Source organism: Reyranella sp. GW821-FHT12G01 (assembly GCF_058806575.1).
In genome coordinates, this window is sequence record NZ_JBXAPV010000001.1 from 2,452,455 (window position 1) to 2,466,081 (window position 13,627).

18 protein-coding genes are annotated in these 13,627 nt (G+C 66.4%); 13 read left to right on the plus strand and 5 right to left on the minus strand.

Annotated elements, in window-relative coordinates:
* Window positions 1–109: 109 nt before the first annotated feature.
* The 5 genes from AC1RP5_RS11710 to AC1RP5_RS11730 all read left to right on the plus strand — a co-directional run bounded on the left by AC1RP5_RS11710 (window position 110) and on the right by AC1RP5_RS11730 (window position 4,163).
* Window positions 110–490, plus strand: coding sequence for a hypothetical protein (locus tag AC1RP5_RS11710; protein WP_493110814.1), 381 nt, complete (start codon window positions 110–112; stop codon window positions 488–490).
* Between the two features lie 178 nt (window positions 491–668).
* Window positions 669–2,090 (plus strand): sensor histidine kinase, encoded by a 1,422-nt coding sequence (locus tag AC1RP5_RS11715; protein ID WP_493110815.1) that lies wholly within the window; start codon window positions 669–671, stop codon window positions 2,088–2,090.
* A gap of 9 nt (window positions 2,091–2,099) precedes the next feature.
* Window positions 2,100–2,540, plus strand: coding sequence for a response regulator (locus AC1RP5_RS11720; protein ID WP_493110816.1), 441 nt, complete (start codon window positions 2,100–2,102; stop codon window positions 2,538–2,540).
* A 2-nt stretch (window positions 2,541–2,542) separates the two neighbouring features.
* A complete protein-coding gene (locus AC1RP5_RS11725) occupies window positions 2,543–3,577 on the plus strand; it encodes a histidine kinase dimerization/phosphoacceptor domain -containing protein (RefSeq protein WP_493110817.1) in 1,035 nt (344 codons plus the stop codon).
* Window positions 3,578–3,884: 307 nt separating this feature from the next.
* Window positions 3,885–4,163, plus strand: coding sequence for a hypothetical protein (locus AC1RP5_RS11730; protein WP_493110818.1), 279 nt, complete (start codon window positions 3,885–3,887; stop codon window positions 4,161–4,163).
* Between the two features lie 58 nt (window positions 4,164–4,221).
* Here the strand turns inward: AC1RP5_RS11730 and AC1RP5_RS11735 are convergent, their stop codons facing one another.
* Both AC1RP5_RS11735 and AC1RP5_RS11740 read right to left on the minus strand, forming a co-directional pair.
* The gene (locus tag AC1RP5_RS11735) at window positions 4,222–5,109 is read right to left on the minus strand and encodes an NAD(P)-dependent oxidoreductase (RefSeq protein ID WP_493110819.1); all 888 of its coding nucleotides are present in this window, start codon (window positions 5,107–5,109) and stop codon (window positions 4,222–4,224) included.
* Between the two features lies 1 nt (window position 5,110).
* Entirely contained in the window at window positions 5,111–5,440 is a 330-nt protein-coding gene (locus AC1RP5_RS11740; RefSeq protein ID WP_493110820.1) for a DHCW motif cupin fold protein, read from the minus strand.
* A gap of 111 nt (window positions 5,441–5,551) precedes the next feature.
* Here AC1RP5_RS11740 and mdcA point away from each other — a divergent pair, with 111 nt between their 5' ends.
* The 6 genes from mdcA to mdcB are packed head-to-tail and all read left to right on the plus strand — an operon-like array spanning window position 5,552 to window position 10,613.
* The gene (mdcA, locus tag AC1RP5_RS11745; RefSeq protein ID WP_493110821.1) at window positions 5,552–7,201 is read left to right on the plus strand and encodes a malonate decarboxylase subunit alpha; all 1,650 of its coding nucleotides are present in this window, start codon (window positions 5,552–5,554) and stop codon (window positions 7,199–7,201) included.
* Window positions 7,202–7,211: 10 nt separating this feature from the next.
* A complete protein-coding gene (locus tag AC1RP5_RS11750) occupies window positions 7,212–7,535 on the plus strand; it encodes a malonate decarboxylase acyl carrier protein (protein ID WP_493110822.1) in 324 nt (107 codons plus the stop codon).
* On the plus strand, window positions 7,532–8,407 hold the full coding sequence (locus AC1RP5_RS11755) for a biotin-independent malonate decarboxylase subunit beta (protein ID WP_493110823.1): 876 nt from the start codon (window positions 7,532–7,534) through the stop codon (window positions 8,405–8,407). Before AC1RP5_RS11750 ends, AC1RP5_RS11755 begins: the two co-directional genes overlap by 4 nt.
* 3 nt (window positions 8,408–8,410) lie before the next feature.
* On the plus strand, window positions 8,411–9,151 hold the full coding sequence (locus AC1RP5_RS11760) for a biotin-independent malonate decarboxylase subunit gamma (protein WP_493110824.1): 741 nt from the start codon (window positions 8,411–8,413) through the stop codon (window positions 9,149–9,151).
* Entirely contained in the window at window positions 9,148–9,783 is a 636-nt protein-coding gene (mdcG, locus tag AC1RP5_RS11765; protein WP_493110825.1) for a malonate decarboxylase holo-[acyl-carrier-protein] synthase, read from the plus strand. The genes AC1RP5_RS11760 and mdcG overlap by 4 nt, the downstream gene beginning before the upstream one ends.
* On the plus strand, window positions 9,780–10,613 hold the full coding sequence (mdcB, locus tag AC1RP5_RS11770; RefSeq protein WP_493110826.1) for a triphosphoribosyl-dephospho-CoA synthase MdcB: 834 nt from the start codon (window positions 9,780–9,782) through the stop codon (window positions 10,611–10,613). The genes mdcG and mdcB overlap by 4 nt, the downstream gene beginning before the upstream one ends.
* Here mdcB and AC1RP5_RS11775 read toward each other — a convergent pair.
* Window positions 10,610–11,233: an HAD-IA family hydrolase gene (locus AC1RP5_RS11775; protein WP_493110827.1), complete on the minus strand. Its 624-nt coding sequence runs from the start codon at window positions 11,231–11,233 to the stop codon at window positions 10,610–10,612. The genes mdcB and AC1RP5_RS11775 overlap by 4 nt on opposite strands.
* Window positions 11,234–11,241: 8 nt before the next feature.
* On the opposite strand from AC1RP5_RS11775, the gene AC1RP5_RS11780 reads away from it, so the two are divergent.
* Window positions 11,242–11,832 carry a GNAT family N-acetyltransferase gene (locus AC1RP5_RS11780; RefSeq protein ID WP_493110828.1) on the plus strand — a complete coding sequence of 197 codons (591 nt, stop codon included), beginning with the start codon at window positions 11,242–11,244 and terminating at the stop codon, window positions 11,830–11,832.
* A 13-nt stretch (window positions 11,833–11,845) separates the two neighbouring features.
* On the opposite strand, the gene AC1RP5_RS11785 is transcribed toward AC1RP5_RS11780, so the two are convergent.
* A complete protein-coding gene (locus AC1RP5_RS11785) occupies window positions 11,846–12,463 on the minus strand; it encodes a TetR/AcrR family transcriptional regulator (RefSeq protein WP_493110829.1) in 618 nt (205 codons plus the stop codon).
* Between the two features lie 115 nt (window positions 12,464–12,578).
* Here AC1RP5_RS11785 and AC1RP5_RS11790 point away from each other — a divergent pair, with 115 nt between their 5' ends.
* Window positions 12,579–13,205 carry a LysE family translocator gene (locus AC1RP5_RS11790; RefSeq protein WP_493110830.1) on the plus strand — a complete coding sequence of 209 codons (627 nt, stop codon included), beginning with the start codon at window positions 12,579–12,581 and terminating at the stop codon, window positions 13,203–13,205.
* Window positions 13,206–13,209: 4 nt separating this feature from the next.
* On the opposite strand, the gene AC1RP5_RS11795 is transcribed toward AC1RP5_RS11790, so the two are convergent.
* Window positions 13,210–13,626: an ExbD/TolR family protein gene (locus AC1RP5_RS11795; RefSeq protein WP_493110831.1), complete on the minus strand. Its 417-nt coding sequence runs from the start codon at window positions 13,624–13,626 to the stop codon at window positions 13,210–13,212.
* Window position 13,627: the final 1 nt, after the last annotated feature.

Sequence of the window (13,627 nt, forward strand, 5' to 3'; positions counted from 1 at the left end):
CCGTCTCTCCCGAAGGTCTTTTTGCCCTGACGGCAGACCATATCACCGAAAAGCCGGCTAACACGCCCATGTGAGGCAGCGATTGCGAGAGACTCGCGTTGCGCCCTGTATGAGCAGTCTTTCCTGGCCCGCGTTCCTCAAGAATTTCCCGCACGGCCATCTCGTGGCGGCGGTAGCCGTCCATGTCGGCGCCGACGAGATCGGCAGCCGTCGGCTGCGCGGCCTGCGTGACCTGCTCCATCGCGTCATCGGTGGCGTGGTTTCCACCGGCGCCTTCGCGCTCACCGTCTCTCGGGCTGCCGGTTTCCCCGAGATCCTGTGCGGCTTCGAAGCCCGAAGCGACGCTGATGCCTTTGCGGCCCTGAGCCACGCCGCACCGACCGATCGCTACCCCGGGTTCACCACGCAACGCATTTTCGATCTCGATGCCGCACTGGAAGCCGCTCTGCGGGCCAGCCTGCTGAGCGACGGGGACATCGATCAGCGCTGATCTCCGCACGTCCCGAGCAGTGAACGATGCACATGGACGCGCCGCAGCCTTTCCGTATTATCGCGGCGATACCTGAAGGCCCGCAGGTGTCGACAGTGTCCCTGCGAGTCGCTTTCAATCAATGCCTCTTTTCGGTTCAGCATTCGCCCGTCGCACCATCGGATTCCTCGCCGCCGGCGTGCTGGCGCTGCTGGCCATCGTCGCAGTGTCCGTCTGGCTTTCCGTCCGCACCGCGCAGCATGCCGAAGCGGCGGTGACCGAGCGACAGATCCGCACCCTCGCCACCAATCTCCTGACGGCCACGATCGACGCGGAGACCGGCCAGCGCGGGTACCTGCTGACGGGTGAAGCGCGCTATCTCACGCCCTTCGAGCGTGCCCAGCCCCGCCTGCGAAACGATATTGCCTCGCTGCGGACGCTGCTCGCCAATGACCCCCGTCAACTCGCCGTCCTGAACGAAGTCGCCGGCGTCCTCGACGACAAGATGGCCGAGCTGGGCGAGACGATCGAAATGGCCAAGGCCGGCAAGCGCGACGCCGCATTGCAGATCGTGCTGTCCGATCGCGGCCGCCTGCTGATGGACCGGGCGCGGTTGCAGCTCGGCCTGCTCAACTCGAACGCCGAGGGTCGCGTCACCCTGCGTCTCCAGGAGGTCAACGACGGCGCCGAACTCCTGACCTGGGTGACCGCCGCCGGCAGCCTCCTGATCGTGCTGTTCGCCGCCGGCGCCTCGTGGACTGTGGTCCAGTACACGCGCCAGCTGATGGCTGCCCGGGTGGAGCTCCAGGCGCTCAACGCGGGCCTCGAGGAACGCGTGATCGAGCGTACCGAGGCGCTGACCCGCGCCAATGACGAGATCCAGCGCTTCGCTTACATCGTGAGTCACGACCTGCGTTCGCCACTGGTGAACATCATGGGCTTCACCAGCGAGATGGAAGCGGCCATGAAAACCGTCGGCCCCTACGTGGCCGGCGATGCCAACCTGGCCGGCAAGGCGAAGCTCGCCACCGAGGAAGACATTCCAGAGGCCCTGCGCTTCATCCGCGCCTCGACTTCGAAAATGGACGGGCTGATCAACGCCATCCTCAAGCTCTCCCGCGAAGGTCGACGCGAGCTCAAGGCGGAGCCCATCAACCTGGTGTCGCTGTTCGAGAACGCCGCCGCCAATGTTCGACACCAGACCGACGAAGTCGGCGCCGAGATCGCCCTGCCCTCGACCGCGCCCGCGCTCGTGAGCGACCGGCTGGCGATCGAGCAGGTCGTGGGCAATGTCGTGGACAATGCGGTAAAGTACCTGGCGCGGGACCGCCCCGGCCGCATCATCATCACCACCGGGGAAACGGCGCGTCGTGTGCACATAGACATCACCGACAATGGCCGCGGCATCGCCCAGCAGGACCACGAACGCATTTTCGAGCTGTTCCGCCGCGCCGGTGCGCAGGATCGGCCCGGCGAAGGCATCGGCCTCGCCCATGTGCGCGCCCTCGTGCGTCGCCTGGGCGGCGATATCACCGTGCAGTCCGAACTTGGTCGCGGTACGACGTTTCGGATAGATTTGCCGCGGCGGCTCCGGCTCAATGAAAACTCAACGAAAAGGTAGAGGCTCCGAATGAACGCGAAGCCCGTTTCCATTGTCATGGTCGAGGACGACGAAGGCCATGCCCGGCTGATCGAGCGCAACATCCGTCGCGCCGGCGTCAACAACGAGATCGTCGCCTTCAAGGACGGCACCTCGGCGCTGGCCTACCTGCTGGGTGCCGATGGCAGCGGCGAGGAAAGCAGCGCACGTTCGCTGCTGATCCTGCTCGACCTCAACCTGCCGGACATGACCGGCGTCGACATCCTCGCGAAGGTGAAGGCGAACACGCACCTCAAGCGCTCGCCGGTGATCGTGCTCACGACGACGGACGATCAGCGCGAGATCAAGCGCTGCTACGACCTTGGCGCCAACGTCTACATCACCAAGCCCGTGAACTACGAAAGCTTCGCCAACGCCATCCAGCAGCTCGGGCTCTTCCTCTCGGTGATGCAGGTTCCGGCAACCGAGTGACGATGGATCAGGTCAAGGTCCTCTACATCGACGACGATGCGGGTATTGGCCGACTGGTAGAGCGTGCGCTGGCGCCGCATGGCATCAGCATCCGACACGTCAACTCAGGCGACGACGGGCTTGCGCTTCTCGACAGCGAGAAATTCGACGCCATCGCGCTCGACCACAACTTGACCAACGAGACCGGCCTCGACGTGCTGGCGAAGATCCAGCGCATCACCGTCGATGTGCCGGTGGTCTATGTGACCGGTTCGGAAGACGCCCGCGTGGCCGTGGCGGCCCTCAAGGCGGGCGCCGCCGACTATGTCTGGAAGGACGTGCAGGGCCATTTCCGCGAGCTGTTAGGCGCGGCCATCCGGTCGGCCTTGCAGCAGCAGCGACTGAAGGCCGAGGCCGAGGAAGCGCAGCGCACCATCCGCGAGGCTCGCGACCGCGCCGAGCTGCTGCTGCACGAGGTCAACCATCGTGTCGCCAATTCGCTGGCGCTGGTGGCTTCCCTCGCCCGTCTCCAGGCCAACGCCGTCCAGGATGAATCCGCTCGCAGCGCCCTGCAGGAGATGCAGGCGCGCATCATGGCCGTCGCCGGCATCCACCGCCGTCTTTACACCTCCTCCGACGTCCGCATCGTCGAGCTGGGTTCCTACCTGATGAGCCTGATCGACGAGCTGAGCGCCGCCATCGACGCCGCCGACAAGAAGAACGTCGTGGTCCTTCACGCCGACGCCGATATCCGCGTTCCCACGGACAAGGCCGTGTCGATCGGCGTGATCGTCACCGAGTTGCTGACCAACGCCTACAAATACGCCTACCCCGCCGGCATGCGCGGCGAGATCCGGGTGATCCTCCAGAAGGTCGGCGACGATACGATCTCGCTCGCGGTCGAGGACGACGGCGTGGGCTGGAAGGGCACCGGTTCGACGCAGGGCACCGGCCTCGGAACGCGCGTCGTCACCGCGATGGCCGCCAATCTCCAGTCCAAGGTCGAATACGATGCCGGTGTCGAAGGCACCCGCGCCAGCGTCCGGTTCAGGCTTTAACTGCCTCGGCTGCACGATTTACAGGCAGGGATTTTTCGCCCTCCCCGGAACGTTCGAACCGGTTGACCGGTTGAGGAATCACCCAAGGAGAAATCCATGCTGGTGACCAGACCGCAGCCCGTGCCCCGCCCCATGGGCCTTGTCGCTCCCGGCCCAAGTGCCGCGCCGCTCGCTCCGCCCCAACCGTTTGGGATCGTGAGCCACGAAATCCGATCCGAAAGCGCCGCACGCCTCATACCGATGGAGAACGAGAACGACCTCGATCGTCGGAGCTGAAAAAGCCTTCCTCGCTCTGCTGCTGCTAGGGGTGCCGGCGTGCAGCGCGCCTGGCCCATGGCAGAAGCCCGGCACCGGCGCGACGGAAGTCTCCACCGATCTCGCATCCTGCCAGTCGACAGCGAAGGAAACGGCAGACCGTCTCTACGTGTTCAGTTTCCCGTTCCCCTATCCGTTGGGATGGAACGGCGGCCGCCAAATCGGCTATCTCGAGTGGCAGCAGCGCTTCGAGACGATGAAATCCTACGAAGAGAGCCGCCTCGCCGGCGTTTGCATGCATGACAAGGGATATCGCACCTCGCTTCGCTGAGGATGACGAGGCTGAGAAACCATCGACCTCGCTTTGATCGTCAGCGCCCGCCGCAGGCCTATGCCTTGCCGGTCGCGTCCTCGATAGCCTTGAGCAGGACCGGCCAGTATTCCTCGCCATGCCCCAGTTCGACGGCACGCTCCATGACCTCGCGGGCCACATCGGCGCCCAGCGCCGGGATCTTGGCCTGCTCGGCCATGTCGATCGCGTAGCTCAGGTCCTTCAGCGCGTACTTCGTCGAGAAGGCGCGTTCGGGGAACACTGCCGGCAGCATCGCCTTCATGCCGTGGTTGCGCAGCGCGAAGGAATCGGCCGATCCCTTGGTCAGCGTCTCGAACAGCACCTTGCCATCGACGCCGTTGGCGCGGGCAATCGACAGGCCCTCGGCCAGCGCGACGACGGTCTGAAACAGGATCATGTTGTTCAGGATCTTGACCGTCTGGCCCGCACCGACATCGCCGCAATGCGTGACCTCGCTCGCCATGTGGCGCAGCAGCGGTTCGATGCGTTCGAAGGTCGGTTTGGTCGCGCCCACCATGATCGAGAGGGTGCCGTCGATCGCGGCCTGGCGCGTGCGGGCGACCGGCGCGTCGGCAAAGGCCGAGGCCTTGCCCTGGAACTCTTCGTAGAGACGGCGTGCCAGAAGCGGCGGCGCGGTGCTGAGATCGACCACGGTCCAGCCGAGCTTGGCCTTCGAGGTGAGGCCGTTCTTGCCCATGCAGACTTCCTCGACCTCCTTGCCGCCCGGCAGGGACAGGAAGATCGTGCGGCAGGTATCGCCGATCTCGTCGACCGAGGCGGTCTTGACGCCGTCGGCTGCCAGCCGCTTCAGCGGCGCTGCATCGCGATCGGCCGCCAGGACGGTCATGCCGCTCTTGCGGGCGAGGTTGCGGCACATGGGTTCGCCCATCGTGCCGACGCCGATAAATCCGATCAGGTCCGTCATGTCAGTCCACTATGAAGAGTTTGGCGCCCTTGGTCGTACTCGACCGATGACCGAGCGTGTTGTCGGCGACCTGGTAGCTCTGCCCCTGCTTCAGTTCGACTGTGCTGCCATCGGCGAGTTCGGTCGAGAGCTCACCTTCGAGCACCAGCAGGATGTGGCCCTTCTGGCACCAATGGTCGGCCAGATAGCCTGGCGTGTACTCGACCATCCGCACGCGGATGTTGTTGAACGTCTTGGTGCGCCAATAGGCCTTGCCGGTCTCGCCCGGATGCTCCGTGCGCTCGACGCTTGCCCAGTCGGTCGTCCCGAAGGGTATTTCGAACATCAGCATGGTTTCGCTCGACCACTTCGTCGTCAGGGGTAAAAACGCTGGTCAATGCTGCGACCTAACGGTCGCGTCGCCAGCATTGACCACCGGCTAGGGATAGACGAAAAACGAACCATGATCACTGCAAAATCTGCGGCGCGCCGTCAGAACAAGGCGCAGCGCATCGACCGCGTCGGCAAGCTGGCACGCGGCAAGTTCGTGGCTCCCGACAAGGTGCCCGAAGTTCTCAGGCGAATTATCGAGCCCGACGACATCCTCTGCCTGGAAGGCGACAACCAGAAGCAGGCGGACTTCCTCGCCAATCAGCTGGCGACGCTCGGCAAGAAGGACCTGCGCGACATCCATCTGGTCATGTCGTGCATCACGCTGCCCGCCCATATCGAGCTCTTCAAGAAGGGCATGATCAAACAGGTCGACTTCTGTTATGCCGGCCCGCAGGGCACCGCCGTGGCCGAGCTGGTGAAGGCCAAGAAGTTCCCGGTAGGCGCGATCCACACCTACAATGAGCTGTACGCTCGCTACTACATCGACCTGACGCCGAGGGTGGCGTTGATCGCCGCCGCGCAGGCCGATCGCAAGGGGAACCTCTTCCTCGCCGCCAACACCGAGGAAACGCCGGCCATCGTCGAGCCGACGGCCTTCTCCGACGGCATCGTGTTCGCCCAGGTGAACGAGATCGTCGACAAGTTGCCGCGCATCGACATTCCGGCCGACCAGGTCGACTTCGTGGTGCAGGCCCCCTATCCGATGCACCTGCAGGCGCTGTTCACGCGCGATCCCGCCGCCATCACCGACGTGCAGGTGCTGATGGCCATGGTGGCGCTGCGCGGCATCTACGAGAAGTACGAGGTCCAGTCGCTGAACCACGGCGTCGGTTTCAACACCGCCGCGATCGAGCTGCTGCTGCCGACCTACGGCGAGCGGCTCGGGCTCAAGGGCAAGATCTGCAAGTACTGGATGGTCAATCCCCTGCCGACCATGATCCCCGCCATCGAGTCGGGCTGGGTCGAGAGCGTCTTCGCCGTCGGCGGCGAAGTCGGCATGGAGCGCTACACCGCGGCGCGCTCGGACGTGTTCTTCACGGGCCGCGACGGCAGCTTCCACTCCAACCGCGCCATGGGCCAGCTCGCCGGCCACTACGCCATCGACATGTTCATTGGCGCGTCGCTGCAGATCGACATCAACGGCAATTCCTCGACCGTTTCGAAGAACCGCATCACCGGCTTCGGCGGCGCGCCCAACATGGGCTGCCAGCCGACCGGACGTCGCCATCCCACCAACGCCTGGCTGAAGGCCGGTCGCGAGGCGAACCCGGGCCCCGGCTCGCCGCCGGGTCGCAAGCTCGTCGTGCAGATGGTCGAGACCTTCCAGGCCGGCCGCGTGCCGACCTTCGTCGAGGAACTCGACGCGCAGGATCCGAGCATCCGCAAGGCCATGCATGGCGTCGCGCCTGTCATGATCTACGGCGACGACGTCACCCACATCGTCACCGAGGAAGGCATCGCCAATCTCGCGGCTTGCCGCTCCGTCGCCGAACGCCAGGCGGCGATCCGCGCAGTCGCGGGCTACACGCCGGTCGGCCTCAAGCGCAAGAAGCGCGAGACCGAGAACCTGCGGGCACGCGGCATCGTGCAGCTGCCCGAGGATGTCGGCGTCCGCCCGTCCGAGGCGAGCCGCAGCCTGCTGGCCACGCAGGACATCAAGGGTCTCGTGCGCTGGTCCAACGGGCTCTACGACCCGCCCCCGCAATTCGTCGACTGGTAGGACCGACAGAATGGAAAAGTTCGCCAAGGCTTTCCCGTCCAAGCCGCTGCCGTCGAAGACGGCCAAGCCGTGGGCGCTCGCCGGCGTCGTCGGCTCGGGCAATCTCGAAGTGCTGCTGGAGCGCGGCGGCAAGCCGTCCGACGCGATGGAGTGCCACGTCGAGACGTCGATCCCCGGCTACAAGGCCTCGTGGCTCGCCGCCCTCGCCGACTTCGCCCACCATTATCCGGCCGGCGGCACGAAGGTGACGATCAACGACCAGGGCGCCCCGCCCGTGCTCGTGAATCTTCGCCTGCGCCAGGCCTATGATCATCTGACGAAGGGCGACAAATGAGCGCCGCGCTTTTCCATGAACTGACGGCGCGCCAGCGCATCGCAGCGCTCGTCGACCCGAACTCGTTCGCCGAGTTGCTGCCGCCGCCCGAGCGGCTCACCAGCCCCTACCTCGCGCAGCTCGGGATCCCGGTGTCGTTCGACGACGGCCTGGTGATCGGCCGCGCAAAGATCGGCGGAAAGAAGATCTATCTGGCCGCCCAGGTCGGCCAGTTCGTCGGCGGCGCCGTCGGCGAGATCCATGGCGCCAAGCTCACCGGCCTGTTCAAGGCTGCCGCGCGCGACAAGGTGCCGTGTGTGCTGCTGATCGAGAGTGGCGGCGTGCGCCTCCACGAAGGCTCGGCCGGCGAGATCGCCATCGCCGAGACGATGCGCGCGATCTTCGAGTGCCGCGCCCTCAAGGTCCCGACCATTGCCGTCATCGCCACCGACATTGGCGCCTATGGCGGCATCGGCATCCTGTCGACCTGCTGCGACTTCCGCGTCATGACCGAGCATGGGCGCCTGGGCATCTCCGGCCCGATCGTCATCGAGAAGTGGATGGGCAAGAAGGCCTACGATTCGGCCAACCGTGCCCTGGTCTGGAAGACGAGCGGCGGCAAGACCAAGTACCTGCTGGGCGATGCCGATGCGCTGGTGCACGACAGCTCGGAAGCGGTGCGTGACGCGATCGCCAGGCTCCTGACCAAGTCGAGCGCGGTCAGCCTCGCCTCGGTGAAGGCGCGCCAGAAGGACCTCGAGAAGCGGCTGAAGAAGTTCGGCGCGACGAACGATCCCGACGCCGTCTGGAAGGGCATGGGCGTGCGCGACATCGAAGCCGCGTCGCTGGCCTCCGGGCCGGAATTCGCGGCCCTCGCCAAGCGCGGGAAGTAAGCCATGAAGAAGCCGACACCGAAGAAGCCGTCCGCCCGCGCCGTCCTGGCGCGCCTGTTCGGCGCCTCCGCCAAGGGCATCGCCATCGAGAAGTCCGTTCTGACCGGCTACGCCACGGTCGGCGGCAGCAAGGTCTGCGTCTTCGGCACCTGCGACGGGACCTATATCGACAACGCAGCGGCGCTCCGCCTCGCCGCGCATGTGATCGAGTGCATCGAGAAGCACCCGAAGACGCCGATCGTCATGCTGGTCGACAGCGCCGGCCAGGAGCCGAACCGCGTCGCCGAGATGCTGGGTCTCGCCAGCTACTTCGGCCATCTCCTGTCGTGCCTCGAACTGGCGCGCAGGAAGGGCCACAAGCTCATCACCGTCGCGACCGGCCAGGCCGTCGGCGGCGCCTTCATCTGCTACGGCATGTTCGCCGACCGCATCTATGCGCTCGACTCCGCAAGCGTCGGCCTGATGCCGATCGCGGCGATGTCGGCGGTGACGAAGATCCCCGCGGCGGTGCTTCAGAAGCTGTCGAAGACCATGCCGTCGCTCGAATTCGGCGCCGAGCCCTTCGCCCTGCTGGGCGGCGTCGAGGCCGTGTGGTCGGCGAAGGACGATGCGCAGGCCAAGCTTGCACAGGCCATCGCGACTTCCTCGACCGAGGACAATCGCGCCGAGCTCGGCAAGAAGCGCGGCGGCCGCAAGCTCGCCCTCGACATCCGAAAGAAGGTCCTCGCCGAATCGGCGCGATGACCGGCCTCCGACGCCATACGCTGGTCTGGCTGTCGCAGGCGCCTGAAGCTGAAACCGCAGACGACCGCGCTCGCGCGGCCGTCTGGCATGCTGCCGGCCGCCCGTTCGTCGTGACGCGCCGCCGCGACGATGGCAGCGATATCGGCCTCGGCTTCTGCACGACCGATCCCGCCCATCCCGAATTGCGCCCGCGCCGTGTCGCCGCCCGCATCGGTCCGAAGCACATCATCCGCCAGGTGCGCCCTCCCGCCCTCGAAGAGATCGCACGCTGCCCGGCCGCGGCGGCACAGTCCGCTTCGTTCGCGCGCCTGATCTCCGCGGCGGCCGGTGCCGGCCTCGCTCTCCACGTCTACGGCAGCTGGATGTGGCAGGCCCTGACCGGCGAGCGCCATGTGCACGAGGCTTCCGATCTGGATGTGGTGATCAACGTCGCCGGCCTCGACGCCGGGATCCGCGCGGCCGCCTTCCTCGAGCGCGAGGAACGGGACCTGGACTTTCGCATCGACGGCGAGCTGTCCTTTGTTGGTCTCGGCGAGGTCCAGTGGCGCGAGCTGCTGCAGGACAAGGACGAGGTGCTGCTGAAGTCCGTCGACACGCTGCAGCTCGTGCCGCGCACGCGCCTCGCACGATGAGCCCGGAAGATCAGGCACTCGCCCGCGCCGCGGTGACGGCGATGCGCGACGAGTTGCAGGCTTACCCGAAGCCCGGCCTCGTGAGCCCCGTCGATTCCGGCGCACACGCGGACATGGACTTCGCCCTGATGTGCCGGTCGGCCGACTCGCTCTTGCAGCCCTTCGCGGCGCTTGCAGCAGCCGGCCGGGCGGCGCAGTCCTTCGAACAGGCCCTCGTCCCGATCGGCATCGAGGCCGAGCGCGGGATGCTTTTAGTCACCGGCGGCGTCAACACGCACCGTGGCGCGATCTTCTCGGTTGGCCTGATCGCCGCCGCCATCGCGCGCACGCAGGCACTCGCCAGCGCGCTCTCCCCGGCGATGATCCGAGCGGCGTTGAAGGACACGTGGGGCGGTTCCCTGGAAGCCCACGCCACACGCGACGGCGAGACGAGTCATGGCGCGGAGGTACGCCGACGGACGGGCCGCGACGGCGCCCGCCGCGAGGCTGCCCTCGCCTTCCCCAGCGTGTTCGAGACGGGCATCCCGGCCTACCACGCCGCGCGGCAGGCTGGTCTCGACGACAATGCGGCCAGCCTCCAGACCCTGTTCGCCCTGATGGCGGCGGTCGAGGACACGACGGTGCTCTATCGCGGCGGGCTTGAGGCGGGATCGTTCGTGCGCCAGTCGGCAGTGGAGTTCCTCGCCGGCGGCGGCTGCCATCAGCCCGGCTGGTTCGAAAAGGCGGAAGCGCTGCACCGCGCCTTCATTGCCAGAAACCTGTCGGCCGGCGGCTGCGCCGATCTTTTGGCCTGCACGCTCCTCGTCTCGCGCTGCTGCGGCGGCGCCTAGCCCCAGCCCGCCAGAGCGCGTTCGAGGCTCTCGGGGCCGCGATAGAGCATGGCCCGCCAGCCGGCCACGCGCGCACCATCCACGTTGCTCGTCTTGTCGTCGACGAACAGGATCGACTGCGCAACGGTGACGCCCATGCGCGCCTGCGCGTTGGTGTAGAACACGCGCTCGGGCTTGCAGACGCCCAGCGCCGCCGAATAGATGATCTCGTCGAAATGCGCGCCCAGTCCCATCTGGTCGCGCAGGTAGGCGATGCGATGGTGTTCCTGGTTGGTCGCCGCGAAAACGCGACCGCCGGTGCGCTTGCGCCACGCGTCGGCCTGCGCGAGCACGCCGCGGTCGATGTCGGAATCCTTCTCGAACCAGTAGGCGACGAACTCCTCCAGCCGGTCGGCCAGTCCCTTGGTCTCGAAGTATTCGTGCAGCGCCACGTAGAGGTCGAGCCGGCCGCGCAGCACTTCCATGAATTCGGGCTTGAGGAAGAATTCCGGCGCCAGCTCCTCGTCGTGGCTTAGGCCCCAGTCATCCTTCAGGGTGGCGTACCACGGATGCGGCGATCCCGGCTGGGCGAGGGAAACGACGCCGTCGATATCGAGGACGAGGACGGGGCTGGCACTCATGTCCCGCCATGCTACAGCACCCGCCGCCTCAAAAGGAAAGTCCGTTGCAACTCCTCGTGCCCGACCTCGTCCATCTCGACGCCTATGCCGACGCACTTCGCCGCGGCTGGTCGGCCGACAATGTGCGGCTCGAAGTGGCGGCGCGCGAGGAACTGGCGCGCATCGCCCAGGATCCGGCCGCCTTCGTGGCCTCGCTGGACGATCCCGAGGCCAAGGGCGGCCCCATCACCTTGCTGGACGGCACGGTCGTGCCCCGCCTGCCCGGCTATCGCCGCTGGATGTGGGACGGCGAGTTCTGCGGCTCGATCGGCTTTCGCTGGCAGCCTGGCACCGCCGCGCTCCCCGCCTATACGCTGGGCCATATCGGCTACGCCGTCGTGCCGTGGAAGCGGCGCCGCAGTTACGCGACCCTCGCGCTCGGCCTGCTCCTGAAGGAAATCGCCCGGCACGGGCTGCCCTATGTCGAGCTGACGACCGACCCCGACAATCTGCCATCGCAGAAGGTCATCGCTGCCAATGGCGGCGTCCTGGTGAAGCAGATCACCAAGGTCGCGGCCCATGGCGGGACGGAAGTGTTGCTGTTCCGGATCGCGCTCTAAGCGTCCGCTAGCTTCAGGTCCGTCCGGCGAGGACGACCGTCTCGGTCATCGCGGCAAGAGCAGCCAGTCCGCGGGTCTTCAGTGCCCGCGACGAATCACGTCCGCCGATCTCGCCTTCGAGGACGAGGGTGATGAAACCGTGCATGGAGGCCCAGGCGAAGTCGGCCATGCGCTGCCGCACCTCGCCCGACGCATGCGCCAGCACCTCGTCGACGACGGCCGCCTGCAGGCGGCGCACGCCGTCCCCGCCCTGGTCGCCCTCCTTGGCTTCGATGCGGTTGGCTTCGCGGCTGAACATGAGCTGGAAGAGCGTGGGATTGGCGGCCGCGAAGGCCATGTAGCCGACGCCAAGTCCAACCAGCCGCGCCGCCGGCTCGGTTTCGACGCGCTCGGCCTCGGTCGTCATGCTGGCGGTCAGCTCGGCAAAGCCGCGGCGCACCAGCTCGGCCAGAAGATCGTCCATCGACGCGAAATGATGGGCCGGCGCGGCATGGGAGACTTCGGCGCGACGCGCGCATTCACGCAAAGTGAAGCCGCGGATGCCCTTTTCCTCAAGGAGCTTGCGGCCCGAAGCCACCAGCGCTTCCCGCAGGTCGCCGTGATGATAGCCTCGCGGCTTGGAACGGGTCATCTGACCTCCAGCAAGATCGGCTTAGACTCCAATCTTGACGATGGAAAGAGGCCAAATTCCGGCTGACGCCCCGCTTTTTGCGTGGCTTGATCGCCCGGTATCCGATGGAGTTTTCATGACTTTCGAAACCTGGGCCGCCTTTGCCGCGGCGTCGAGCGTTCTTCTGGTGATCCCCGGGCCGACCGTGCTTCTGGTCGTGTCCTACGCGTTGGGTCAGGGCTGGCGCACGGCGCTGCCGATGGCGATCGGCGTGGCGCTGGGCGACTTCACCGCCATGACGCTCTCGATGCTGGGTCTGGGCGCCCTGCTCGCCACCTCGGCCACGCTGTTCACGGTCCTGAAGTGGATCGGCGCCGCCTATCTCGTCTATCTCGGCATCAAGCTCTGGCGCGCCGGCGGCACGCTCGACGCCGCGCCGCGGACCGATGCTGCATCAGCAGCCAAGATGTTGGGACATGCCTGGCTGGTCACGGCGCTCAATCCGAAGAGCATCACCTTCTTCGTGGCCTTCCTGCCCGCCTTCCTCGATCCCAAGGCGGACTTCCTGACCCAGATGCTGGTGTTCGAGACGACGTTCCTGGTGCTCGCCTTCGCCAATGCCTTCGGCTACGCGCTGGTCGCCTCGCGCGCCCGCCGCTTCGCGTCGGATCCGCGCGCCATCGGCGTGGTCAACAAGGTGGGCGGCGGCCTGCTGGTCGGCGCCGGTGTGGCGACGGTGGCCTTCGCCGGTCAGCGGAGCTGATGCTCTAGCGAGCCGGCTCGCTGACGAAGGCGATCTTGGAGAGGCCGCCCTTTGAGGCGTCGGCCAGGGTCTCCATGACGTAGCGATAAGGCACGGTGGCGTCGGCACGGAGATAGACCTCGGGCTGCGGCCGCTTGCGGCCGGCCTCGGCGAACTTCTCCATCGCCTCTTCCCGGGTCAGCCGCTCGCCGCCCCAGTGCAGCGCGCCTTGGGCGTCGATCGCGAACTCGATCTTCTCCGGTTTCTGCACGTCGGCATTGGCCGTTGCCTTGGGCAGGTCGAGCTTGACCACGTTGGTCAGCAGCGGCGCGGTCACGATGAAGATGACCAGCAGCACCAGCACCACGTCGATCAGCGGCACCATGTTGATCTCCGCCATCGGCGAAGACGAGGACTTGCGTTCAAAACTTCCGAAAGCCATT